This is a genomic window from Actinopolymorpha cephalotaxi, assembly GCF_013408535.1.
GTDB lineage: Bacteria > Actinomycetota > Actinomycetes > Propionibacteriales > Actinopolymorphaceae > Actinopolymorpha > Actinopolymorpha cephalotaxi.
Window position 1 is genome coordinate 1,903,094 of sequence record NZ_JACBZA010000001.1, and the last position, 23,005, is coordinate 1,926,098.

Below are 23,005 nucleotides of genomic sequence, written 5' to 3' on the forward strand. Positions count from 1 at the left end.
CCAGGAAGGGACGGGAGTACGACGTGACAGACACACTTACCGACCGCCGGGAGATCGCCGAGTCCGGGCAGGACCGGCCGAGGCGGCTCGACCGAAGGACGCGCTGGGAGAGCACCGCCCGGCGGATCGGGCACGGCTGGCAGCTGTACCTCATGCTGTTGCTGCCGGTGGCGTACGTCATCATCTTCCAGTACTGGCCGATGTACGGCGTGCAGATCGCCTTCCGCAACTACAACGTCGTCCAGGGCATCACCGGAAGCCCCTGGGTCGGCTTCGACAACTTCACCCGGTTCATCGAGTCCTACCAGTTCTGGCCGGTGATCCGGAACACCATCGTCCTGCAGGCCTACGAGCTGGTGGCGACGTTCCCGTTGCCGATCGTCCTGGCGCTCGCCCTCAACTACGTGCGGGTCCGGTGGTTCCAGCGCACGGTGCAGATGGTGACGTACGCACCGCACTTCATCTCCACCGTGGTGATCGTCGGCATGTTGTTCGTGCTGCTGGACCCGCGGATCGGCATGGTCAACAACCTGCTCGGCCTGTTCGGGATCTCCTCGACCGACTTCATGGGCGACCCGGGCCTGTTCCGGCACATCTACGTGTGGTCGGGCGTGTGGCAGAGCCTCGGCTTCTCCGCGATCATCTACCTGGCCGCGCTGGCCGGCATCGACCCCGAGCTGCACGAGGCGGCGATCGTCGACGGTGCGACGAAACTCAAGCGCATCTGGCACATCGACCTGCCCGGTATCGCGCCGATCGCGGTGATCCTGCTGATTCTCAACATCGGCTCGATCCTGAGCATCGGTTTCGAGAAGGTGCTGCTGATGCAGAACAACCTCAACCTGTCCAGCTCGGAAGTGATCGACACCTACGTCTACAAGGTCGGCCTGGCCTCCGACGTGCCCCTCTTCTCCTACGCCGCGGCGATCGGGTTGTTCCGTTCGGTGGTCGGGCTGGTGCTGCTGATCGCGGCCAACCAGCTGGCCCGCAGGTTCGCGAAGTCCAGCCTGTGGTGAGCCGCGGCGCGTAAGCCCGCCGGGCGAGTCGGGCGTGGGGAAACGCCCGGCGGGGCAGGGGGATGCCATGCGCTATCGCCGCACCTCGCCCCGGCTGCCGGACGAGGTGGCTGTCAACCCGCTCTTTGCACGACAGGGCGAGCGGCGGGTGCCGCGCTACTCCCTCGGCACCGACGAGATGCTGCCGGAGACGGCGTACCAGGTGATCCACGACGAGATCCTGCTGGACGGTAACGCCCGGCAGAATCTCGCGACGTTCGTGACCACCTGGATGGAACGCGAGGCCGACCAGCTCTACGCCGAGGCGGCGGACAAGAACCTCGTCGACAAGGACGAGTACCCCCTCACCGCGGCGATCGAGAACCGCTGTGTCCACATCATCGCCAATCTCTGGCACGCGCCCGACAGCCACGCGGCCCTCGGCACGTCGACGGTCGGGTCGTCGGAGGCGTGCATGCTGAGCGGGCTGGCACTCAAGCGCCGCTGGCAGCACGCTCGTGCGGCCGAGGGCAAGCCGGCCGACCGGCCGAACATCGTGTTCAGCTCCGCGGTGCAGGTGGTCTGGGAGAAGTTCGCGAACTACTGGGAGGTGGAGCCGAGGTACGTCCCGGTCACCGCCGAACGGCCCAGCCTCACTCCCGACGGCGTCCTCGACGCGGTGGACGAGAACACCATCGGCGTGGTGGCCATCCTCGGGGTCACCTACACCGGGGCGTACGAGCCGGTGGCCGACATCGCGGCCGCACTCGACGACCTGCACGACCGCACCGGGCTGGACGTGCCGGTACACGTCGACGCCGCCTCCGGAGGCTTCGTCGCGCCGTTCCTTCATCCCACGCTGCGCTGGGACTTCCGGCTCAACCGGGTGCACTCCATCAACGCCTCCGGCCACAAGTACGGCCTGGTGTATCCGGGCGTCGGCTGGGCGGTGTGGCGTACGACGGAGTTCGTCCCTCAGGAGCTGGTGTTCAAGGTGGCCTACCTGGGCGGTGAGGAGAGCACCTTCAACCTGAACTTCTCCCGGCCCGGCGCACAGGTGCTGCTGCAGTACTACAACTTCCTGCGGCTGGGCCGGCGAGGCTTCACCAGGGTGCAGCAGGCGAGCCACGACGTCGCCGGGACCATCGCCCACGGGCTCGCCGCGATGAAGGCGTTCGAGGTGATGTGGCCGGGCGCCGACCTCCCGGTGGTGTGCTGGCGGCTGGCCGACGGCCACACCGGCAACTGGGACCTTTACGACCTGTCCAACCGGCTGCGCGGTCGCGGCTGGATGGTGCCGGCCTACCCGCTGCCGAAGAACCGCGAGGACGTGGTGGTGATGCGGATCGTGGTGCGCAACGGCCTGTCGGGCGACCTCGCCCAGCTGCTGCTGGACGACGTGGCCGACGCGGTGAAGTTCCTGGACCGGCTGCGCGAGTGGCTGCCGTCCGAGGGCCGTACGACGTCGTCCTTCCACCACTGAGCGCGGCAGATGTTCCTGCCCGTGGTCGGCCGGCTGGTGCCGGGAGCGCTCTCACCCGGGTCGTGGCCGCGCCGGGGCCGGACCACCCGCCGGTCGTGGGTGGGCAACGGCCGGGCGCATGTCGAGGTACGCGGAGTGGACCGGCCGGGCAGCGGGCACCTGGCGGAGGAGTTCGAGGACGCGGTGCTGGCCTTGCCCGGCGTACGACGTGCGTGGGTGAACGCGGTGCTGGGCCGGGTCGTGGTGGAGTACGACGGCGGTGCCGGCGAAGGCGCCGCGGACGTGCTCGGGGACGTTTCCGAGGTCCCGGAGGAGGAGGCGCCCGGGGTCCCGGTCGAGGTGCTGACCGCCGTCGCGGCCGTTGAGCGCCGGCATGGGCTGGCCGGCGAGCCCTTCCCCCCACGGCCGGACCATCCCGGTGACGTGGAGCCGCGCCAGTGGCAGCTGGTCGCGTTCGGCGCGGACGTCGCCGCGCTCGGCTTCAGTGTCGCCGGCCGGGCGTTGCGGATCGCCCGGCTGCCCGCGGAGGTGCCCACGCTGGTCGGCCTGATCGACTCCACGCCGCGACTGCGCCGGGAGTGGGAACGCCTGCTCGGCCGGTCCGCGGCCGACCTCACACTGGCGGCCGGCAACGCGCTCGCGCAGGGTCTCGCCCAGGGGCCGTTGGGGCTGCTCGTCGACGCCGCCCAGCGGCTGGCGCTGGCCGACGAGGCCGGGCGGCGCGGGCGGGTGTGGGCAGGACGGGAGGGGGAGCTGAGCGCGGCCGACGACGGGCAGCGGACGCCGGCGTTGTCGCTGCCGCCACGGCCGGCGCCGCTGCCGCCGGGTCCGGTCGAACGACTGGCCGACGTCGCCGGGCTGGCGTCGATGGTGGGTGCCGGTGCGACCATGCTGGCCACCCGTGACCCGCGGCGGACGATCGCCCTGGTCGGCGCCGGCATTCCCAAGGCGGGGCACGTGGCCCGGGAGGCGTTCGCGACCGGTGTCAACCGGGCGTTGGCAGCGCGGGGAACGCTGTGCCTGGACCCGGAGGCGCTGCGCCGGCTGGACCGGGTGGACACGGTGGTGCTGGACGCGGCGATCCTGCGTACCGACGGGTTCGTCCTCGGGCCGCTGACGGTGTGCACGCCGGAAGCCGCCGAGTTCGTACGCACGAACGGGCGCAAGGCCAACGCACGTAAAGCCAACGCACACGGGGGAAACGGGCACCATCCTGACGGCGCCGGCCCGGCGGTCGAGGCCCGGCTGCGGCTGCGCGCCGAAAGCCTCTTCGACCCCGCCCTCCCGAAAACCGTGCACCGGCAGGGCGGGTGGACGCTCGGCCCGCTGACGGAGCTGACCCACCGGCTGGGTTCGGTTCCGGCGGCGGTACGGGCGACGGCGCACCGGCTGGCCGGCCAGGGTGCGGTCGCGCTGGGGCTGGCGCGCGGGGGAGAGCTGGTCGCGGTGCTGGCGGCGGAGCCGGAGTTCGCGCCGCTGGCCGACGCGCTGGTGGCGGCCGCGGGCGGCGCGGGGGAGGTGATGGTCGCCGGGCGGGGGAGTGGGGTGGCCGGCCGGCTCGGCGTCGAACGCGACCTGCCGGCGGGGAACCGGCTGCCCGGCGCGATCCGCGCGCTGCAGGCCGAGGGCCGGGTGGTGGTGCTGGTCGGCGTAGGTCCGGGTGCCGCGCTGGCGACCGCCGACTGCGGCATCGGCGTACCCCAGCGCGGGCACCGGCCACCGTGGGGCGCCCACCTGCTGAGCGGACCGGGCCTGTCGGATGCCTGTCTGCTGCTCGACGCGGCGGCCGCGGCGAAGGCGGTGTCCCGGCGCGGTGCGGCGCTGGCCGGGTACGGCTCGGTCACCGGTGCCCTGCTGGCCGCGCTCGGCCCGGCCCGCGGTGCCACCGAACGCGCCCTGATCGGCGTCAACGTCGCCGCGGCGGCGGGCTTCGTCTCCGGCACCTGGTCGGCCGCCGCGCTGGCCCACCGGCCCGAGCCGGTACGCACCGACCGCAACCACTGGCACTCCCTGGACGCCTCGGCCGCACTGCGCCGCCTGCGCAGCACTCCTCGGGGGCTCACCGAGCACGAGGCGGCCGCCCGGCTGCCGGCCGTGTCACCGGACGGCGACGACCACCACGCGAACGTTCTCAGCGCCAGCCTGGAGGAGCTGGCCAACCCGCTCACCCCCACGCTCGCGGCCGGTGCCGGGGTCGCCGCGGCCAGTGGTTCGGTGTCCGACGCGGCGCTGATCGGCGCGGTGATGGGAGTGAACGCCGTCATCGGCGGCATGCAGCGGGTGGGCACCGACCGGGCGGTGCGCCGGTTGGCCGACACCAGCGCGGCCAGGGTCCGGGTCCGGCGTGATGGCCACGAGGTGGAGGTGCTCGCCGACCAGTTGGTGCCCGGCGACGTGGTGGTGCTGCGCGCCGGTGACGCCGTGCCCGCCGACGCCCGGATCCTCACCGAACGGGCGCTGGAGACCGACGAGTCCAGCCTCACCGGTGAGTCGCAGCTGGTCGCCAAGACGGCCGAGCCGTGCACCGCCGCGGACGTCGCCGATCGTTCCAGCATGGTGTACGACGGGACGGTGGTCGCGGCCGGTCGTACGTCCGCGCTGGTAGTCGCGACCGGCGCGGAGACCGAGGCCGGCCGGGGAACCCGCGCGATGGCGGCCCACCGACCGCCCGGTGGCGGCGTCCAGGAACGCCTGAACCGCCTTGTGCGGTTGACTGTTCCGGTGTCGCTGAGTAGCGGCGCGGCGCTCGTGGGCGTGGGCCTGCTGCGTGGGCGCAGACTTCGCGACACGCTCGGTACGGCGGTGAGCCTGGCCGTGGCGTCCGTACCGGAGGGGCTTCCGGTGGTGGCGACCGTGGCGCAGCTGGCGTCCGCGCGCCGGCTGTCCGCCCGCAACGCGCTGGTGCGCAACCCGCCGACGGTGGAGACGCTCGGACGGGTGACGACCCTGCTGCTCGACAAGACCGGAACGCTCACCGAGGGACGGATCCGGCTGCGACGGGTCTCCGACGGGATCGACGAGGAGTCCCTGGACCAGCTCGGCGAGCAGGGCGCGCTGGTACTCGCGGCCGGGTTGCGGGCCAGTCCCGAGCACGTCGCGGGCGAGGTGCCGGCGCACCCGACCGACCGGGCGGTGGTGGACGCGGCGCTGGAGGTGGGCGTTCGGGCGGACACCGGAGCGCCGGGCTGGACGCTGGTCGACGACGTGCCGTTCGAGTCCGGCCGCGGCTACCACGCGGCGCTCGGCGCGACCGACGACGGGCAGCGGCTGGTGGTGAAGGGCGCTCCGGAGATCGTGATGCCGAAGTGCCGGCGCTGGCGCCGGGGTGCCGGCGTACGCCCGCTGGACGACGCCGACCGGGAGAAGGTGGAGGCGGAGGTGCATCGCCTTGCCGGGCAGGGATTCCGGGTGCTCGCGGTCGCCGAGCGGGCCGCGTCCGGCCGCCGTGACCTCACCGAGGACCGGGTGGAACGACTGGAACTGCTGGGGTTCCTCGCCTTCGCCGACCAGGTGCGGCCCACCTCCGCGCAGGCGGTCGCGCTGCTGCGCCGGGCGGGGGTCGGTGTGGTGATGCTCACCGGCGACCACCCCACCACGGCCGCCTCGATCGCGGCCGAGCTCGGCATCCTCGACAGTGGGCGGGTCCTCACCGGCACCGACCTGGACGCTCACGACGACGCCTCGCTGGCGGCCGTACTGCCGGAGGTGTCGGTGGTCGCCCGGGTGACGCCCGCGCAGAAGGTGCGCGTGGTCCGCACGCTGCAGTCGATCGGGCGTACGGTCGCGATGGCCGGTGACGGCTCGAACGACGCACCGGCGATCCGGCTCGCCGACGTGGGCATCGCCCTCGGCCGGCACGGCACGACCGCCGCCCGGGAGGCCGCCGACCTGGTGGTCACCGACGACCGGCTGGAGACCATCACCGACGCGATCGTCGAGGGCCGGGCGATGTGGGCGTCGGTACGGGACGCGATCGCGGTCCTGGTTGGCGGCAACCTCGGGGAGACGGCGTTCACCCTCGGGGCCGGGCTGCTCTCACCGAGCGGGTCTCCGCTGAACGCCCGGCAACTGCTGCTGGTCAACCTGTTCACCGACGTACTGCCCGCGATGGCGCTGGCGATCCGGCCGCCTGCCCATCTCACCCCGGAGGCCTTGCTGCACGAGGGTCCCGACGCCTCGCTCGGGAGCCGGCTGGCCCGCGACGTCGCGATCCGGGCTGGCGCCACCGCGGCCGCGGCGTCGGCCGGGTGGGCAGTCGGCAGGGCGACGGGCACACCGGGCCGGGCCGGCACGATCGCGTTGGTGGCGATGGTCGGCGCCCAGCTCGGGCAGTCCGTGGTGACCGGGTGGCGCAGCCCGCTCGTCGTCGGCGCCGGTGCGGTGTCCTGGGCGGGCCTCGCCACCGTGGTGCAGGCGCCCGGACTCAGCCACTTCTTCGGCTGCCGGCCGCTCGGCCCGCTCGGCTGGGCCACCGCGCTCGGCGCCGCGGGCGCCGGAACGGCGCTGGGCAGCGGGCTGGAAGGGCTGACCGAACTGGCCGTTCGCCGGTTTTCGGATGGGTTCGCCGGTCCGCTCACCCAGCCTGGGTGAGGCTTCCGGGAGCCCGCGCTGCCTACGGTGTGCAGAACGCGTACGCGACGGGTGGGGGTGGGGACCGTGACCGCTGCGCCGACGACAGCCGGCACCGCGCCGAGCACCGGGACCACCCGGAAGACCACCGCGAAACGGACCACCGCGAAACGGACCGCCTCGAAGAAGGCCGCCACCACCCGGAAGACCGCGGCGAAGAAGACCACGCCCCGTAACCCTGCCGCCAAGAAGGCCGGCGCTGCGAAGGCGCTCACCCCTTCCCGTCGTACGCCCCGCTTCAATCGGGTGGGCGCGGCCGAGCACGCCATCGACAAGCACACGGTACGGATGACCTTGCCGGTGTTCGGCCCGGTCACGCTGCCCGCCACGGAGAAGCTCGCGTTCTATGCCGGCCTGGCCGCGGTCGCCGTGCTGGGGATCGTGGAGTGGCCGGTGGTGGTGGTGATCTCGGTGGGGCACCTGATGGCCGAGGACCAGCGCAACCGACTGGTACGCGACTTCGGCCTGGCGCTGGAGGAAGCGGTCTGAGCGCGTGGTTCCGGAGCGGCTGTCAATGCCGCCTGCCGTGGGCGGGTTGCCGGTGCGGTGTGTGCCGCTACCTGTCAACCCAGGCTTGTCAGCTGCGGAGAACGCCGTCAGGTTCGCACGCCGGACGGCGATGCTGAGCGGCCGAAGACCTCCGGACCGGCGAGCGAGGCGTTCCGTCCCAGGTCGTGCTCGAGTTCGAGCAGGCGATTCCACTTCGCGGTGCGTTCGGACCGCATCGTCGAACCCACCTTGATCTGACCCGCACGCCAGCCGACGGAGAGGTCGGCCAGCCAGGTGTCCTCGGTGTCACCGGAACGCGCGCTGACGACCGTTCCCAGACCGGCGCGCTGCGCCTCGCGTACGACGCGTTCGGCGCGGGTGAGCGTGCCGGCCTGGTTGGGCTTGACCAGTACGGCGTTCGCGGCCCGGCGCGAGATCCCTTCCTGGACACGTTCGACGTGCGTCGCGAACAGGTCGTCACCGAGAAGTTGACAGTGCTCGGGCAGGACGCTCGTCGCCTCGGTCCAGCCGGCCCAGTCGTCCTCGTGCAGGACGTCCTCCAGCGAGACGATCGGGTACCGCTCGCACCAGCCGGCCAGCCTTGCGAGCCAGTCGGCCCGGTCGAGTTCGCGGTTCTCGCAGCGCAGGTGGTAGCGCCCCTCCGCGGTCCCGAACTGGCTGGCGGCCAGGTCGACCGCGACCGCGACGTCGACTCCGGGCCGAAGGTCCGCGGCCTCGATGCCCTCGCAGACCACTCCGACGGCGGCCTCGTTGTCCGACATGGGCGCGGACAGCCCGCCCTCGTCGGCGACCAGAGCCGGTGACAGACCACGCCGTTGGAGAACGCCGGCGGTCGCGGCACGTACACGGGCCACGATCTCCAGGGCGTGCGCGAAGCTGTCCGCACCGACCGGGACGGCCAGCACGTCCTGGATGTCCACCGCCCCGGCCGCGTGCGCCCCACCGGAGAAGATGTTCACCATCGGCATCGGCAGCAGGGGGCGGCGGGACGGGGCGCCACCGGGTTCGCTCGCGGCGAGCACCTGCCACAACGGACGGCCCAGCGCCTGCGCCCCGGCCAGAGCCGAAGCAAGGGACACCGCCAGGACCGCGTTCGCGCCGGTGCGGGCGAGGTCGGGCGTACCGTCGACTTCCTCCAGGCGAGCGTCGACCAGTGCGCGGTCCGTCGCGTCGAGGCCCGCGACCGCGGGGCCGAGGTCGCCGGTGACCGCGGCGACCGCCTGGCGCACGCCCCAGCCGTCGTAGCGTTCGCCGCCGTCACGGCGTTCGACCGCCTCGTGCGCGCCGGTCGACGCACCGGAAGGCACGATCGCGCGGCCGACCGCACCACCGCCGAGCTGGACGCGACACGCGACGGTGGGCCGGCTCCTGGAGTCCAGGGCCTCCCACGCCACAACGCTGGCGATGGCCGAGGCTTGGCGTGCTTTCACGGGGGAGTCCTCTCGTGCGTCGACCTGACAGGTGACGACCCGAGGTCTGGGCTGCCGCGCTCCGCCACATCGAGGAGAGTACGTACCATAGCCACCTTCACCGAAGATCGCTGCGCAGCCCTGGCCGGGTCGGTCAGGTGTTCGCCTGGCAGGCGGCGTGAGCAAGGAGATCGGGCTTGTAACCACCTACGTTTGTCTTCAGCAGTTTCGGTTGCGGACCGCTCGCAATGTCGTATGTGGCGATCGCGGCCGTCTTGACATCTGCCTGCAGGTTGTCGGAGATGCAGGGAATCGCCATCACGACGACCCTGGCCGGCGCGTGTGGTCGTCGAGAGCGGAGATTCTTCAGCAGCGATTCGTGATAGGCCCAGTCGACGGTCTTCGCCCCGTCCGCCGACGTCGCGCCTGGGTTCTGGGTCGCCTTGAACTCGGCCTTGTAGATCTGGTGGTAGCTGTCCGCGTCAACGAAACCTTGGCCGGGTGGAACCCACACCGCAAAGCCCATGTTGACGGCGTGGTCGGCGCGAGCGGTGAAGGACTGGGCGTTCGGGTCGAAGGTTTGCAGTTTCGCCTTCCCGGGCAGCTTGTATGACTTCGAACAGGTCGACGATGGAGCCCTCCGCAAACTTTCGTACGGCGTGATCGGGGTGACGTAGGCGTCGGAGACGAACTGCGGCATCGACCGTTCACCGGACAGCCACCTGGCCAACGTGGACCGCCAGCCCGGTGGCTGTTTCGCCACAAGCAACCAGCGGTTTGTGACCCAACGTTGGTGAACCGTGGTACCCAAGCTGTCGCCGACCGGCTCGCCCAGGCAGTACGCGGAGAACCCCACTGTGCAGTCCCGAGCGAACCGGCCGTTCGCCGCGTAGAAAGTTGCCGGGCCCTGGCGGCTGTTGTTCCCTACGAGGCCCATCGTCAGCCCCACATAGGCTACGTGGTTCGTGCGCGCTCCCGCGCACGCCGGCCTGGTGATGCCTACCGGTTCGACTGGGGAGAAGAAGTTCATGATCGTGATCAGTGCTGTGGCGACGCCGATGACGACGGCTGCCACAGCGCTACCTGCCGTCGCGAGCGCACCGGCCAGCTCGACCGGCCCCGCATCGTCCGGTCGGTTGGTTTGCATGCCGGCGGGGGACGCCGCGCGGTGTAACCCTTTCCGCACATGGTCAAGTGCCCATGGCAAGGCGCTGAGCAGAGCGATTACGACGACGACCACGTCGACTCTTCTGACGGCCGCGGCACCATAGAGAATCCCTGTGTTCACGAGCAGGATCCGAGCCACCAGACATCCGAGGGCCAAGGCCAGCAAGCGCGTTCGTCTCCGCATGGGTGGTCTCCACGCGGCTGTTACCTTTTGCCGCATCCAGCGCAAGGGCCGCCGGAGCAACCAGCGCACGAAGCGTTGCGAGAGCGATCGCACGACAAGCCAAGCTTGCTTCAAGGGTCCACCTCCTCGTTCGGTGACCGCCGTGCCTCGTCGAGGGCATGGCGGCGAACCCGCGGAGCACTGGGTACAGCGCTCTGCGATGGGAGGGGTGAGAGACGGCCGGGGACAGGCCGTGACGTCTCCATGATCGACTGAGGTATTCGCGTACACAGGCGATTCGCCGAGGTCAGACCGCACGGGTCACATCCGGCCGTGCGATCGGAGCGACGCGAGTCAGGTATGCGGTTGCGCCGGTACGGTCGCCACGGTGAGTGCGGCAGCCGCGAGCCACACGCAGGCCGCGACCGGTCCGAGCACGTGCAGCCCGCCGAGAAACGCACGCACGTGCGCCGGGCTTCCCGCCACCGCGCCGAACACCGCGACCCCGAGGGCGCCGGCCGCCTGGCGCGCGGTGTTGTTGACGCCGCCGGCGAGACCCGCACGGTCCCGGGGTACGGCGTTCATGGCGGCGGTGACGACGGCCGCCGTGAGCAGGCCCATGCCCACGCCGAGTCCGAGCAACGCCGGCAGCAGAACGGCGTACGAACTGTGAGCGTCCGGCAACAGCAGCGCGACCAGACCCACCGCGCCGACACACAGGCCGGCGACCATCGGCGGGCGCGGCCCGTACCGCGCGGTGAGGCGGCCGGTCAGCGGTGACAGCGCCGCGAGTGGAACGAACAGCGGCAACAGTTCCAGGCCCGCACGCAGTGGGCTGTGCTGACGGATCCCCTGCAGATACAGCGTCGTTACGAAGATCGTGCCGATGCCGACGAAGTTCATCGCCGCCGCCACGACGTTCGCTCCGACGAAGGCGCGCGTGCGCAGCAAGGAGGGTGGAAGGAGCGGTCGCGCCGCCCGGCGTTCGGCGTACCCGAAGGCGACCAGCGCGCACGCGGCGATCCCGACCGCGCCACCGACCACCGGCGCTCCGGCGCCGCGTCCCCACTCGATCACCGCGAACACCACCGCCGCGAGGGCGACCGTCCAGGTGAGCGCGCCCGTACGGTCGATCCGGTGGTCGTCGGTCCCTCCGGACCGGTCGTGTCGTACGGGCGGGACCAGCCGCGCGCACGCCACCATGGCCGCGACCACGACCGGAACGTTGACCAGGAACACCGCCCGCCACCCGGCCGCGGTGACCAGCAGGCCGCCGAGCACCGGACCGGCCGGAAGTGCGAGGGACGAGACCCCGGCCCAGATGCCGAGCGCGCGGGCCCTCGCACGCTGGTCCGGGAAGGTGTCGCTGATGACGGCCATCGTGCAGGGCAGCAGAACGGCCGCGCCGACCCCCTGGACCGCTCGGGCACCGACCAGGAAACCGAGCGAGGGTGCCAGGCCGGCGGCCGCCGAAGCCGCACCGAACAACGCCAGGCCGACCAGCACCATCCTCGAATGACCGCGGAGGTCGCCCAGCGTGCCCGCGGTGAGAAGCAGCGCGGCCAGAGCGACCGCGTAACTGTCAACCACCCATTGCATCCCCGCCACATCGCTGTGCAGCTGGGCGCCGAGCGTGGGCAAGGCGACGTTGACAACGGTGACGTCGAGGAGCACCAGGAACATCCCGACGCACATGGTGGCGAGCACGAGCCCCGGCCGCGCGGACGAGGACCGGCGGGAGTCGACGCGGGTCGCCGTGGACCTGCCGGTCCCGGACGGACGGTCAGGCGTTCGGTCACGTGTGGACTTCGCCATCCGGACAGATTGCCACGGGAACGCTTCGGCGCCTGTCGAACCATGTCCGTCGAGGGCCGGACGTCCGGGGTGAACGGCGCCGGCACAAGAGGGGCGGGGCCCGAAGGGTTGGGGTGATCATCGTCCGGATCGCACGGGCAGGCCCGGACGGTCCGACCGGTGGCTTCTTCGACGCGAACGGCCCGCTGGGCCGGTAACCGAAAAAGGCCCTCCAAGGAGGGCCCAACCGGGGTGAACTCTGTGTGTCCGAGGGGGGACTCGAACCCCCAAGCCCTTGCGGGCACTAGCACCTCAAGCTAGCGCGTCTACCTATTCCGCCACCCGGACGCGACGCAGGTCGACCTCCCCTGCGCGCGGCGCTCACTGTAGCAAACCGCCCGGGTCGGTCGCGCCTCAGCACCCAGGCTGCAAAATCGGGCGAATACCGGCAGGATGAGGGAATGAGCGACGACGCCCAGCAGCCGACGTCCGCATCCGGTGCCGCCGAGCGCCGGTCCGCCCCCGACGCCGACGTCGTGGAGATCTGTCGTGACCTGATCAGGATCGACACGACCAACTTCGGCGAGGATCGCGAGGGGCCGGGGGAGCGGGACGCCGCGGAGTACGTCGCGGGTCTGCTGTCGGAGGCCGGCCTGGAGCCCCAGGTGTTCGAGGCCGAGCACCGCCGCACCTCCGTGGTGGCGCGCTGGGAGGGTAGCGACCCCGACGCCGACCCCCTGCTGGTGCACGGCCACCTCGACGTGGTGCCCGCGATGGCCGCCGACTGGAGCGTCGACCCGTTCGCCGGCGAGATCAAGGACGGCTGCCTGTGGGGTCGCGGCGCGGTCGACATGAAGGACTTCGACGCGATGGTGCTGTCGGTGCTGAGGGCCCGGGCACGCGACGGCCGCCCGCCCCGGCGCCCGGTCGTGCTGGCGTTCACCGCCGACGAGGAGGCCGGCAGCCGCAAGGGCGCCCACTGGCTGGTCGACAAGCATCCCGAGCTGCTGGCCGGGTGCACCGAGGCGGTCGGTGAGGTCGGCGGATTTTCCCTGACCGTGCGCGACGACCTGCGGCTCTACCCCGTGCAGACCGCCGAGAAGGGCATGGCCTGGATGCGGCTGCGGGCCAGGGGCACCGCCGGGCACGGGTCGATGCGCAACGACGACAACTCCGTGACCGAGCTCGCCGCCGCGGTCGCCCGGATCGGCGCGCACAAGTGGCCGACCCGGCTCACCCCGAGCGTCCGCGCCTTCCTGGCCGAGGCGTCCGAGGCGCTCGGCGTCGACCTGGACCCCGACTCCGGCGACGTCGAGTCGACGCTGACCCGCCTGGGCACGGTGTCCCGGATGATCGGCGCCACCCTGAGCAACACCGCCAACCCGACGATGCTGGACGCCGGATACAAGGCGAACGTCATCCCTGGCGAGGCCACCGCGACGATCGACGGGCGGTTCGTGCCGGGCGGAGACGAGGAGTTCCTGGCCACCATCGACGAGCTGATCGGCGACAAGGTGACCCGGGAGATGCTCAACTACGACGTCGCGCCGGAGACGGAGTTCGCCGGGCAGCTGGTCGAGGCGATGAAGTCGTCACTGGTGGCCGAGGACCCGCAGGGCCGCGCCGTTCCGTACCTCATGTCCGGCGGCACCGACGGCAAGGCCTGGAGCCGGCTGGGCATGCGGTGCTTCGGGTTCGCGCCGCTGAAGCTGCCGGCGGACCTGGACTTCGTGGGGATGTTCCACGGAATCGACGAACGCGTGCCGACCGACGCACTGGAGTTCGGCGCCCGGGTGCTGGACCGCTTCCTCGACCAGGCCTGACGGCGCGGGCCGGCCGGGTGGTCGGGCCGAGTCGGGCCCGAACCGGCCGCTCAGGCTCAGGCCGTGAGTGCGCCGGGCAGCGGCCCGGTCTTGGTGACCCGGATGATCTTGCGCCGGAGGGTGACGGTGCGCCGGCCGTCGGGGTAGACCCGGACCCGGGCGAGTTCCCAGCCGCCGTACTCGGCTCGCTCCACGAGAAACTGCCGCACAACTCTGCGGGACAGAGTGCGCGGCAGCGTCAGCTGATGCGTTTCGTACTCCGCCATCGGACCATCGTTGCACGCGGCCGCAGGGGTGTGGCACACGACGGGCCGAACATCCCGGTTTCGGCAGGTCGCCCGTCCTGCGTCCGGTTCCGGGCTCTGCCCTAGCGGCGTTCGGGATAGCCGAGCGGCGGGGCGGACACGTCGTCCAGAGCGGCACTGATCTCCGGCGGCAGCTCGATGTCGTCCACCGTCAGCGAGCCGCGCAGCTGTGCGGCCGTACGCGCCCCGACCACCGGCGCGGTGACGCCCGGCCGGTCGCGGACCCAGGCCAGAGCGACCTCCAGCGGCGACAGCCCGAGCCCCTCGGCCGCCCGGCAGACGGCGTCCACGATGCGGTAGCTGCGCTTGTCGAGGTAGACACCGACGAACCGCTCGAAGTGCGGTGACGCGGCCCGGGAGTCCGCGGGGGTGCCGGCGCGGTACTTGCCGGTGAGGACGCCGCGGCCGAGCGGGGACCAGGGGAGTACGCCGAGCCCGAGCGCGCCCGCGGCCGGGAGCACCTCGCGTTCGATCCCGCGCTGCAGCAGGGAGTACTCCACCTGGGTCGAGGCCAGGGTGGCCCGCCCGGGCCAGGCCTGCTGGAACGTCGCGGCGTGCGCGGTCTGCCAGCCGGTGTAGTTGGAGATGCCGACGTACCTGGCCCGGCCGCTGCTGACCGCGAAGTCCAGCGCGGAGAGGGTTTCCTCCAGGGGTACGGCCGGGCTCCAGGTGTGCAGCTGCCACAGGTCGACGGTGTCCACGCCGAGCCGCCGCAGCGATCCGTCGAGCTCGGCCAGCAGGGTCCGGCGGGAGACGTCGACCACCCGGTGGCCGCCGCGCCGGGAGACCCCGCCCTTGGTGGCCAGCACGAGGTTCTCGCGGGGGACGACCTCGCCGAGCAGCCGGCCGAGGACGCGTTCGCTGTCGCCGTCGGCGTACCCCGCGGCGGTGTCGACCAGGGTGCCGCCCGCGTCGACGAACGCGGTGAGCTGCTCGCGCGCCTCGTGCTCGTCGGTGTCGCGGCCCCACGTCATCGTCCCCAGCGCCAGCCGGGAGACCCGCAGGCCGGTCCGGCCGAGGTGGCGCTGCTGCATCGACGATCCCCCATCCTGTGCCGCCACGCCCGGGCGGCCGAACTGTCTCGGAGCCTAGGGCATGCCGGACCGACACGAACGTGCCTGCCGTCCCGTACCCCGGAATCGGCCAGTAAGCTCGCCGCGGCCGTCGGTCCGCGACGGCGGGACGGACCGCAGCGAACGTACGAAGGGTGACAGCGCGTGCGACTGGGACTCACCCTCAGCGCCTGGGACACCGGCGATCTCGCCGACACGGTCCGGCTGGCGGTCGAGGCGGATCGGCTCGGCTACTCCGTGTGCTGGGCGCCGGAGGCGTACGGCACGGACGCCGCCACCCTCCTCGCCACCGTGGCGGCCCGCACCGAGCGGATCGACATCGGCTCCGGGGTCTTCCAGATCCCGGCCCGGGCGCCGGCGATGACCGCGATGACCGCCGCCACCCTGGACGCGCTGTCCGGCGGGCGGTTCCGGCTCGGCCTCGGCGTGTCCGGTCCGCAGGTGTCGGAGGGGTGGTACGGCGTACGTTTCGACCACCCGCTGGCCCGCACCCGCGACTACGTTCAGGTGGTCCGGCAGGTGCTGCGCCGGGAGCGGCTGGAGTACGCCGGGAAGCACCTCACGCTCCCGCTGCCCGACGGTCCGGGCAAGCCGCTGCGGTTGTCCGTCCGACCGCTGCGCCCCGACCTTCCCGTCTACCTCGCCGCCGTCGGCCCGCGCAACCTCGAGCTCGCCGGTGAGATCGCCGACGGCTGGCTGGGCGTCTTCGTGGCGCCGGAGTTCGTGCCGGACTCCCTCGCCCACCTGCGCGCGGGCCGGGCCCGCGCCGACGGCCCAGACGGCGCCGACAGCTCAGAGAGCCTGGCCGGCTTCGACGTGGTGGCCTGCGCCCCGGTCGTGACCGGGGACGACGTAGAGGCGTGCGCGATGCCGGTCCGGGGATACGCCGCGCTGTACCTCGGCGGGATGGGCAGCCGTACGCAGAACTTCTACAACGCGCTGGCCGGCCGGATGGGGTACGCCGAACAGGCCGCGCGGGTCCAGGACCTGTACCTCGCCCGGCAGCACCGGGACGCCGCCGCGGCGGTGCCCTTCGAGTTCGTCGACAGCACCTCGCTGCTCGGCCCCGTCGACCGGATCGCCGGGCGGCTGCGTGCCTACGCCGACGCCGGCGTCACCACCGTGGCCGTCTCACCGTTCGGCGCCACCCACGAGGACCGGGTCGCGACACTGCACACGACGGCGGAGGCGTTCGCCGCCGCCGGGGTAGGGGAGTAGATAGGCGTGGAACACACAGTCGGCTGGTTCGGGGCCCTGGTCTTCGGAATCCTGCAGGGGCTCACCGAGTTCCTTCCCATCTCCTCCAGCGCCCACCTGCGGATCGCGGGCGGGCTCGTGCCCGGCTGGGGCGACCCCGGCGCGGCGTTCACCGCGGTCATCCAGCTCGGCACCGAGACCGCCGTGGTGGTCTACTTCCGCCGGGAGATCTGGGCGATCATCCGCACCTGGACGCGCTCACTGGTCCGGCCCGAGCTGAGGCGCGAACCCGACGCCCGGATGGGCTGGTACATCATCGTCGGCACGCTGCCGATCGCCGTCCTCGGCTTCCTCTTCCAGAAGACCATCGAGACCTCGCTGCGGTCGCTGGTGTTCGCGGGGGTGACGCTGATCGTCTTCGGCGTCATCCTCGGGCTCGCCGACGCCATCGCGGTCAACCGCAAGCCGCTGACCCGGCTGCGGATGCCGGAGGCGCTGGCGTTCGGGTTCGCCCAGGCGCTGGCGCTGATCCCCGGTGTGTCGCGTTCGGGCGGAACGATCACGGCCGGCCTGCTGATGGGCTACACCCGGGAGGCGGCCGCGAAGTACTCCTTCCTGCTGGCGATCCCGGCGGTCTTCGCCTCCGGCCTGCTGGAGATCCTCGACATCGGCGGCGACAAGGCACCCGCCTGGGGGCCGACGATCCTGGCCACGATCGTGAGCTTCGCGGTCGGCTACGTCGTGATCGTGTACTTCATGCGCTACATCTCCCAGCACAACTTCATGCCGTTCGTGATCTACCGCGCGGCGCTGGGTGCGCTGGTGCTGCTGTTGCTGGCGTTCGGGGTGCTGCAGCCGTACGTCTGAGCGGCGACCGCTAGAGCCAGCCGGCCCGCCGCAACCGGAGGTACAGCAGTACGCAGATCACGGCCATCAGGCCCAGGACGGCGTAGTAGCCCCACCACCAGCCGAGCTCGGGCATGTACCGGAAGTTCATGCCGTAGATGCCGGCCAGCAGCGTGGGTACGGCCGCGATGGCGACCCAGGCGGAGATCCGCCGCGCGTCGTCGTTCTGCTGGACGCCGACCCGCGCCAGATGGGCGCTCAGGACGGAGCTGAGCAGGTCGTCCAGCGACTCGACCTGGTCCGAGAGCCGCAGCACGTGGTCGGCGACGTCACGGAAGAACGCCGTCTCCTCCTCGCCGACACCTGCGACGTGGCCGCGGACCAGCGGGCCGAGCTCGGCGCCGAGCGGGCGGACCGCGCGGCGGAACCCGATCGCGTGCGCCTTCAGCCGGTAGACCGACTCCGCGGCCTCGCTGACCCGCTCGTTGGAGAACACCGACTGCTCCACGTCGTCCACCGCGTCCTCGAGCAGGTCGGCCACCTCGGCGTACCGGTCGACCACGTGGTCGCAGATCGCGTAGAGCACCGCGGCCGGGCCGTGGCCGAGCAGCCCGGCTCGCTCCTCCAGGTCGTGCCGGGCGTGCTGGAGGTCGATGTTCGGTCCGTGGCGTACGGTCACCACGAAGCGGGGGCCGACGAAGATGTTCACCTCGCCCACCCGCAGCGGCGCCCGCCGGTCGGGCCAGGTGAGCGTCTTGAGCACCACGAAGGTGACCTCGCGGTAGGCCTCCAGCTTCGGCCGCTGGTGTGCCTTGAACGCGTCCTCCACGGCCAGCGGGTGCAGGTCGAACGCCTTGGCCGCGGCGTTGAGCTCGTCCTCGTCGGGCTCGTGCAGTCCGAGCCAGCAGAAGGTGTCCTCGCGCGAGCGCAGGGCGGCGACGGCGCCGTCGATGTCGGATGGGCTGTCCACCCGATGGCCGTCGCGGTAGATACCGCAGTCCACGATCATCGCCGCCTATTGTGGCCCCTGCTTCTGCTAGCCGCCGACGCCTGCCAGTGGTGGCCGCCCGGCGCCACCGGGGTTGCCGGCGGCTCGTAGGCTCGACGCCATGGCGACCCTCTTCCTGGTCCGGCACGGACGCACCAAGGCCAACGCCGACGGCATCCTCGCGGGCTGGACCCCCGGACTCGGCCTGGACGAGGTGGGCAAGGGGCAGGCCGAGAAGCTCGGCGCCCGGATGGCCGGCATTCCCGTCACCGGCCTGGTCACCAGCCCGCTGGACCGCTGCCAGGAGACCGCGGGGGTCGTTGGCGCCGCCGACGGCCGGCCCACACCCGAGGTCGACGAACGGCTGGGCGAGGTGCGGTACGGCGACTGGGAGGGCCAGAAGCTCGCCAAGCTCGCCAAGGACCCGCTGTGGAAGGTCGTCCAGCAGCATCCCAGCGGGGTGCACTTCCCGGGTGAGGGCGCGGAGTCGCTGCGGGCGATGGCCGACCGGGCGGTGGGCGCGATCCGGGAGTGGGACGCCCGGATCGAGGCCGAGCACGGCCCGGACGCGATCTGGGTGGCGGTCAGCCATGGCGACGTCATCAAGGCGATCCTGGCCGACGCGCTGAGCCTGCACCTCGACCAGTTCCAGCGGATCGTGGTCGACCCGTGCTCGGTGTCGGTGATCCGCTACACCCCGCTGCGCTCGTTCGTGGTGCGTTCCAACGACTCCGGTGGCGACCTGGCCGCGTTGGTTCCGCCCGCCCGCAAGCGCCGGCGCACCCGGCGCGGCACCGCCGACAGCGACGCCGCGATCGGTGGTGGCGCGGGCTCCGCGTCACCTGCGGACGCGGGCGCCGGCACCTCCACCGACACGTCCGCCGGCACCTCTACCGGCCGGGGTCGTCGCGGGACGCCCCGGCCGTCCACCGCCTCGTCCACCTGACCGCGTAGGGTCTGAGGAATGGCTCGTGTCGTTCACCACCACGAAGCTCCGGAACGCTTCGTAGCTGGCACGGTCGGACAACCCGGCCAGCGCAGCTTCTTCCTTCAGGCCCGCTCGACGGACCTGCTCACCACCGTCTCGTTGGAGAAGGAACAGGTCTCCGTCCTCGCCGAGCGCGTCGACGCGATGCTGGACGAGGTGCTGCGCCTGTCCGGCGGAGACGCCGTCATCCCCGCCGTGGCGCCCACGGAGCTCTCCGACGACGAACCCCTCGACCAGCCCATCGTGGAGGAGTTCCGGGTCGGCACCCTGCGCCTCGCGTGGGACACCGAGCAGGAACGCGTGGTGATCGAGGCGTACGAGGTCACCGACGAGGAGGCCGACCCGCCGCCACCGGTGGATGAGGAACCCGACGCCGAAGGTCCGGAGACGCTGGTCGTGCGGATCACCGGCGCGCAGGCCCGGGCGTTCGTCGCGCGGGCGATGGCCGTGGTGTCCCAGGGCCGCCCGCCCTGCCCGTTCTGCGGCAACCCGCTCGACCCGGACGGGCACCTGTGCCCGCGGCTCAACGGCTACCGGCGTTCGGCCTGACCGGTGGAGCGGACACGGGGAACCGGCGACGTGAACACCCCGGGCGACGTGCCGCCGGACGACGTGGTTGACGGCGACGCCGCGCCGGATGGCGCCGCGCCGGGCGCCCCCGAGGACTCCGTCGACGTGCTCGAGTTGCTGCGCGAGGGGCGGCTGAACGTCGAGGGCCGCCTCGTCCAGGCGTCGAACGCGACGTTCTACTGCTCGATCGAACACGAGGGTGTCACCGCGGCCGGCGTCTACAAGCCGGTCCGCGGTGAACGCCCGCTGTGGGACTTCCCACACGGCAGCCTGGCCAGGCGCGAGGCGGCGACGTACCTGCTCTCGGTCGCGTCGGGCTGGGACCTCGTGCCGCCGACCATCCTGCGAGCCGGGCCGTTCGGCGAGGGCATGGTCCAGCTGTGGATCGACCATGACCCCGAGGATGGGCTGATCGACGTCGTACCCCGTACGCAGGTCCCGGCGGGATGGCTGACCGTGCTCGACGCCTACGACGGCGACGGTGACGAGGTCTGCCTGGTGCACGCCGACGACGAACGTCTGCGCCGGCTCGCCGTCTTCGACACGGTGGTCAACAACGCCGACCGCAAGGGCGGTCACATCCTCGTCGGGGAGGACGGCCGGTTGCGCGGCGTCGACCACGGACTGTGTTTCCACGAGGACGACAAGCTGCGCACCGTGCTGTGGGGCTGGGCCGGCCAGGTGCTTCCCGACGACTACGTCGAGGTGCTCGAACGCCTCGACAGCGACCTCGACTCCCGCGTCGGCGAGGCGCTGGCGATGCTGATCGAGCCGGCCGAGATCGTGGCGCTGCGACTGCGGCTGACCGGGCAGCTGGCCGCCCGGACGTTCCGCGAGCCCGGCGAGGGCTGGCCGTCGGTGCCCTGGCCGGTGTTCTGACGATGTTCGACCGCTAGGCTCGACCACCATGAAGGCTTGGTCGGCTCCCGAGGTTCCCCAGCTTCCCGGACCCGGGCAGGTGCCCATGGTCCACGACCAGGCCAGCGGCGGCCGCCGGCTGAGCGCGCGCGGACCGGACGCCCGCCTGTACGTCTGCGGCATCACGCCCTACGACTCCACCCACCTCGGCCACTCGGCCACCTACGTCGCGTTCGACCTGCTCGGCCGGGCCTGGCGCGACGCCGGGCTCGCGGTCCACTACGTCCAGAACGTCACCGATGTCGACGACCCCCTGCTGGAGCGTGCCGAGCAGACGGGGGAGCCGTGGCAGGCGCTGGCGCAGCGGCAGACGGACCTGTTCTGCGAGGACATGGCCGCCCTGCGGGTGATTCCGCCGCAGGAGTTCGTCGGTGCGGTGGAGGCCATCCCGTACATCGTCGACGCGATCGGGGCGCTGCGCGAGCGCGGCGGCGCGTACGACGTGGACGGCGACATCTACTTCCCGGTCGCGGCCGACCCGGCGTTCGGCCAGGTGTCCCGGCTGTCGGCCGCCGAGATGCGTGCGCTGTTCGCCGAGCGTGGTGGCGACCCCGACCGTCCCGGCAAGCGCGACCCACTGGACTCCCTGATGTGGCGGCACGAACGCCCGGGCGAGCCGGCCTGGGACACCGCCGTAGGCCGCGGCCGGCCGGGCTGGCACGTCGAGTGCGCCGCGATCGCGCTGAGGTACCTCGGCATGGGCTTCGACGTGCAGGGCGGCGGCTCGGACCTGATCTTCCCCCACCACGAGATGTGCGCCTCGGCCGCGCAGGTGCTCACCGGCGAGGCGCCGTTCGCGCACTCCTACGTCTACCAGGGGATGGTCGCCCTCGACGGCGAGAAGATGTCGAAGTCCAAGGGCAACCTCGTCTTCTCCTCCCGGCTGCGCGGCGAGGGAGTCGACCCCAACGCGATCCGGCTGGCCGTGCTCGCCCACCACTACCGCGACGACTGGGAGTGGACGCCGGCCGGCCTGGCCGCCGCGACCAACCGGCTGAACCGCTGGCGTACGGCCGCGCTCCGGCCGGGCGCCGCCGACGCCGGGAAGGTGCTGCAGGGCGTACGCGAGGCGCTCGCCGCCGACCTGGACGCCCCGGCCGCGCTGGCCGTGGTGGACGCCTGGGCCGACGAAACCCTGGCCGGCGGCGGCACCGACGAGGAGGCGCCGACGTTGGTTCGCGACGTCTGCGACGCCCTCCTCGGCGTGCTGCTCTGACCGATCATCTGACCGATCAGCGGGACAGGAAGCCGGTGAGTACGCCGGTGAGCCTGCCCGGCGCGTCCTCCTGCACCAGGTGACCGGCGCCCTCGAACAGCTCCGTGCGGGCACCGGGGATAGCCGCGGCGAGCCGGTGCGCGTGCTCGGCCGGCAGCCACCGGTCCTGCGTGCCCCACCCGACGAGCACCGGCAGGTCGAGGTCGGCGTACCGGTCCTCGATCTCCGCGGTGAACAGCTGGTCGCCCTGCGCGAGCTGACGGTAGAACGCCGCCTGGCCGGTTTCGCCGAGCCAGGGCTCCACCACCGCGTCCAGCACTTCCGGGGCGGGCGGTTGCGCGGTGCAGGTCGACAGGTAGGTGCGGACCAGTGCCTCGTGCTGAGCATCGGGCAACTGCCCGAACACCTCGGCGTTCGAGCCCAGCAGGCGGAAGGTCTCGCTGCCCCACGGGCGTAGCGCGACCGCGTCCAGCAGCACCAGCCGGTCGTACGCCACCCCGTCGATCAGCGTCGTGCGCAACGCGACCGCGCCGCCGAAGTCGTGCGCGACGACGGCCGGCCCGCGGTCGGCTGAGTCCAGTCCCGAGTCCAGTCCCGAGTCCAGTCCCCAGTGCCGGAGCAGGCTGGTGAACACCTCCTGCTGGGCGGCCAGGGACACGTCCTGTCCGGCACGCATCTCCGACTGCCCGTAACCGGGCATGTCCCACAGGTACACGGTGTGGCCGGTGGCGACGAGGCCCTCGGCGACGTCACGCCAGACGTAGGAGGAGAACGGCGTTCCGTGCAGCAGGACGACCGGCGGGCCGGCGCCGAGGCGGGTCCAGCGCACGACGCCGTGCGGGCTGCGGTACTCCTCGGTGAGCTTCGGCGCGGTGGTCATCTTCTGCTCCTTCGCGTTACCTGTTGAAGGCCTGTGACGGTAACAGTCGGA

Annotated in this window: 18 protein-coding genes and 1 tRNA gene; 11 read left to right on the forward strand and 8 right to left on the reverse strand. The window is 72.1% G+C overall.

The features are described from left to right. Nucleotides 1–23: 23 nt before the first annotated feature. From FHR37_RS08515 to FHR37_RS30840, 4 genes are all read left to right on the forward strand, one after another. Nucleotides 24–1,016, forward strand: a complete 993-nt coding sequence (locus FHR37_RS08515; protein WP_237769126.1) for an ABC transporter permease — start codon at nt 24–26, stop codon at nt 1,014–1,016. A gap of 67 nt (nt 1,017–1,083) precedes the next feature. After that, the gene (locus FHR37_RS08520) at nt 1,084–2,478 is read left to right on the forward strand and encodes a glutamate decarboxylase (RefSeq protein ID WP_092889974.1); all 1,395 of its coding nucleotides are present in this window, start codon (nt 1,084–1,086) and stop codon (nt 2,476–2,478) included. A gap of 9 nt (nt 2,479–2,487) precedes the next feature. After that, nucleotides 2,488–7,068, forward strand: coding sequence for a cation-translocating P-type ATPase (locus FHR37_RS08525; RefSeq protein ID WP_092889977.1), 4,581 nt, complete (start codon nt 2,488–2,490; stop codon nt 7,066–7,068). Between the two features lie 66 nt (nt 7,069–7,134). Then, a complete protein-coding gene (locus FHR37_RS30840; protein ID WP_202818401.1) occupies nt 7,135–7,596 on the forward strand; it encodes a hypothetical protein in 462 nt (153 codons plus the stop codon). Nucleotides 7,597–7,703: 107 nt separating this feature from the next. Here the strand turns inward: FHR37_RS30840 and eno are convergent, their stop codons facing one another. From eno to FHR37_RS08550, 4 genes are all read right to left on the reverse strand, one after another. Beyond that, a complete protein-coding gene (gene eno, locus FHR37_RS08535) occupies nt 7,704–9,047 on the reverse strand; it encodes a phosphopyruvate hydratase (protein WP_092889980.1) in 1,344 nt (447 codons plus the stop codon). Between the two features lie 133 nt (nt 9,048–9,180). After that, nucleotides 9,181–10,332, reverse strand: a complete 1,152-nt coding sequence (locus FHR37_RS08540; RefSeq protein WP_139239232.1) for a hypothetical protein — start codon at nt 10,330–10,332, stop codon at nt 9,181–9,183. A gap of 378 nt (nt 10,333–10,710) precedes the next feature. After that, complete coding sequence (locus tag FHR37_RS08545) at nt 10,711–12,171, reverse strand: MFS transporter (protein WP_202818402.1); 1,461 nt, start codon at nt 12,169–12,171, stop codon at nt 10,711–10,713. Nucleotides 12,172–12,414: 243 nt separating this feature from the next. After that, a tRNA-Leu gene (locus FHR37_RS08550) sits at nt 12,415–12,498 on the reverse strand. Nucleotides 12,499–12,611: 113 nt separating this feature from the next. On the opposite strand from FHR37_RS08550, the gene FHR37_RS08555 reads away from it, so the two are divergent. Beyond that, entirely contained in the window at nt 12,612–13,973 is a 1,362-nt protein-coding gene (locus FHR37_RS08555) for a M20/M25/M40 family metallo-hydrolase (RefSeq protein ID WP_092889986.1), read from the forward strand. Nucleotides 13,974–14,029: 56 nt separating this feature from the next. On the opposite strand, the gene FHR37_RS08560 is transcribed toward FHR37_RS08555, so the two are convergent. Together FHR37_RS08560 and FHR37_RS08565 are read right to left on the reverse strand one after the other, a co-directional pair. After that, nucleotides 14,030–14,239, reverse strand: a complete 210-nt coding sequence (locus tag FHR37_RS08560) for a DUF5703 family protein (RefSeq protein WP_092889989.1) — start codon at nt 14,237–14,239, stop codon at nt 14,030–14,032. A 101-nt stretch (nt 14,240–14,340) separates the two neighbouring features. Further along, nucleotides 14,341–15,312, reverse strand: coding sequence for an aldo/keto reductase (locus tag FHR37_RS08565; RefSeq protein ID WP_092889992.1), 972 nt, complete (start codon nt 15,310–15,312; stop codon nt 14,341–14,343). 183 nt (nt 15,313–15,495) lie between these two features. Between FHR37_RS08565 and FHR37_RS08570 the strand changes: the two genes are divergently transcribed. Both FHR37_RS08570 and FHR37_RS08575 read left to right on the forward strand, forming a co-directional pair. Then, nucleotides 15,496–16,569 (forward strand): LLM class F420-dependent oxidoreductase, encoded by a 1,074-nt coding sequence (locus FHR37_RS08570; RefSeq protein WP_092889995.1) that lies wholly within the window; start codon nt 15,496–15,498, stop codon nt 16,567–16,569. Nucleotides 16,570–16,575: 6 nt separating this feature from the next. Beyond that, complete coding sequence (locus tag FHR37_RS08575; protein ID WP_092889998.1) at nt 16,576–17,415, forward strand: undecaprenyl-diphosphate phosphatase; 840 nt, start codon at nt 16,576–16,578, stop codon at nt 17,413–17,415. A 10-nt stretch (nt 17,416–17,425) separates the two neighbouring features. Here FHR37_RS08575 and FHR37_RS08580 read toward each other — a convergent pair whose 3' ends face one another. Beyond that, complete coding sequence (locus FHR37_RS08580; RefSeq protein WP_092890001.1) at nt 17,426–18,403, reverse strand: magnesium and cobalt transport protein CorA; 978 nt, start codon at nt 18,401–18,403, stop codon at nt 17,426–17,428. Between the two features lie 100 nt (nt 18,404–18,503). On the opposite strand from FHR37_RS08580, the gene FHR37_RS08585 reads away from it, so the two are divergent. From FHR37_RS08585 to mshC, 4 genes are read left to right on the forward strand one after another with little or no spacing between them, the layout of a single operon-like run. Next, on the forward strand, nt 18,504–19,328 hold the full coding sequence (locus FHR37_RS08585) for a histidine phosphatase family protein (protein ID WP_092890004.1): 825 nt from the start codon (nt 18,504–18,506) through the stop codon (nt 19,326–19,328). A gap of 18 nt (nt 19,329–19,346) precedes the next feature. After that, the gene (locus tag FHR37_RS08590) at nt 19,347–19,919 is read left to right on the forward strand and encodes a DUF3090 family protein (RefSeq protein ID WP_092890007.1); all 573 of its coding nucleotides are present in this window, start codon (nt 19,347–19,349) and stop codon (nt 19,917–19,919) included. 30 nt (nt 19,920–19,949) lie between these two features. Continuing rightward, nucleotides 19,950–20,819 (forward strand): SCO1664 family protein, encoded by an 870-nt coding sequence (locus FHR37_RS08595; protein WP_237769127.1) that lies wholly within the window; start codon nt 19,950–19,952, stop codon nt 20,817–20,819. A gap of 28 nt (nt 20,820–20,847) precedes the next feature. Continuing rightward, nucleotides 20,848–22,074, forward strand: coding sequence for a cysteine--1-D-myo-inosityl 2-amino-2-deoxy-alpha-D-glucopyranoside ligase (gene mshC, locus FHR37_RS08600; protein WP_092890010.1), 1,227 nt, complete (start codon nt 20,848–20,850; stop codon nt 22,072–22,074). Between the two features lie 16 nt (nt 22,075–22,090). Here mshC and FHR37_RS08605 read toward each other — a convergent pair whose 3' ends face one another. Next, on the reverse strand, nt 22,091–22,954 hold the full coding sequence (locus tag FHR37_RS08605) for an alpha/beta fold hydrolase (RefSeq protein ID WP_092890013.1): 864 nt from the start codon (nt 22,952–22,954) through the stop codon (nt 22,091–22,093). Nucleotides 22,955–23,005 lie beyond the last annotated feature (51 nt).

Coding starts and splice junctions, on each gene's coding strand:
- FHR37_RS08520 (WP_092889974.1), top strand. CDS start 1,084: ATGCGCTATCGCCGCACCTCGCCCCGGCTGCCGGACGAGGTGGCTGTC.
- FHR37_RS08525 (WP_092889977.1), top strand. CDS start 2,488: ATGTTCCTGCCCGTGGTCGGCCGGCTGGTGCCGGGAGCGCTCTCACCC.
- FHR37_RS08545 (WP_202818402.1), bottom strand. CDS start 12,171: ATGGCGAAGTCCACACGTGACCGAACGCCTGACCGTCCGTCCGGGACC.
- FHR37_RS08555 (WP_092889986.1), top strand. CDS start 12,612: ATGAGCGACGACGCCCAGCAGCCGACGTCCGCATCCGGTGCCGCCGAG.
- FHR37_RS08560 (WP_092889989.1), bottom strand. CDS start 14,239: ATGGCGGAGTACGAAACGCATCAGCTGACGCTGCCGCGCACTCTGTCC.
- FHR37_RS08565 (WP_092889992.1), bottom strand. CDS start 15,312: ATGCAGCAGCGCCACCTCGGCCGGACCGGCCTGCGGGTCTCCCGGCTG.
- FHR37_RS08580 (WP_092890001.1), bottom strand. CDS start 18,403: ATGATCGTGGACTGCGGTATCTACCGCGACGGCCATCGGGTGGACAGC.
- FHR37_RS08585 (WP_092890004.1), top strand. CDS start 18,504: ATGGCGACCCTCTTCCTGGTCCGGCACGGACGCACCAAGGCCAACGCC.
- FHR37_RS08590 (WP_092890007.1), top strand. CDS start 19,347: ATGGCTCGTGTCGTTCACCACCACGAAGCTCCGGAACGCTTCGTAGCT.
- mshC (WP_092890010.1), top strand. CDS start 20,848: ATGAAGGCTTGGTCGGCTCCCGAGGTTCCCCAGCTTCCCGGACCCGGG.
- FHR37_RS08605 (WP_092890013.1), bottom strand. CDS start 22,954: ATGACCACCGCGCCGAAGCTCACCGAGGAGTACCGCAGCCCGCACGGC.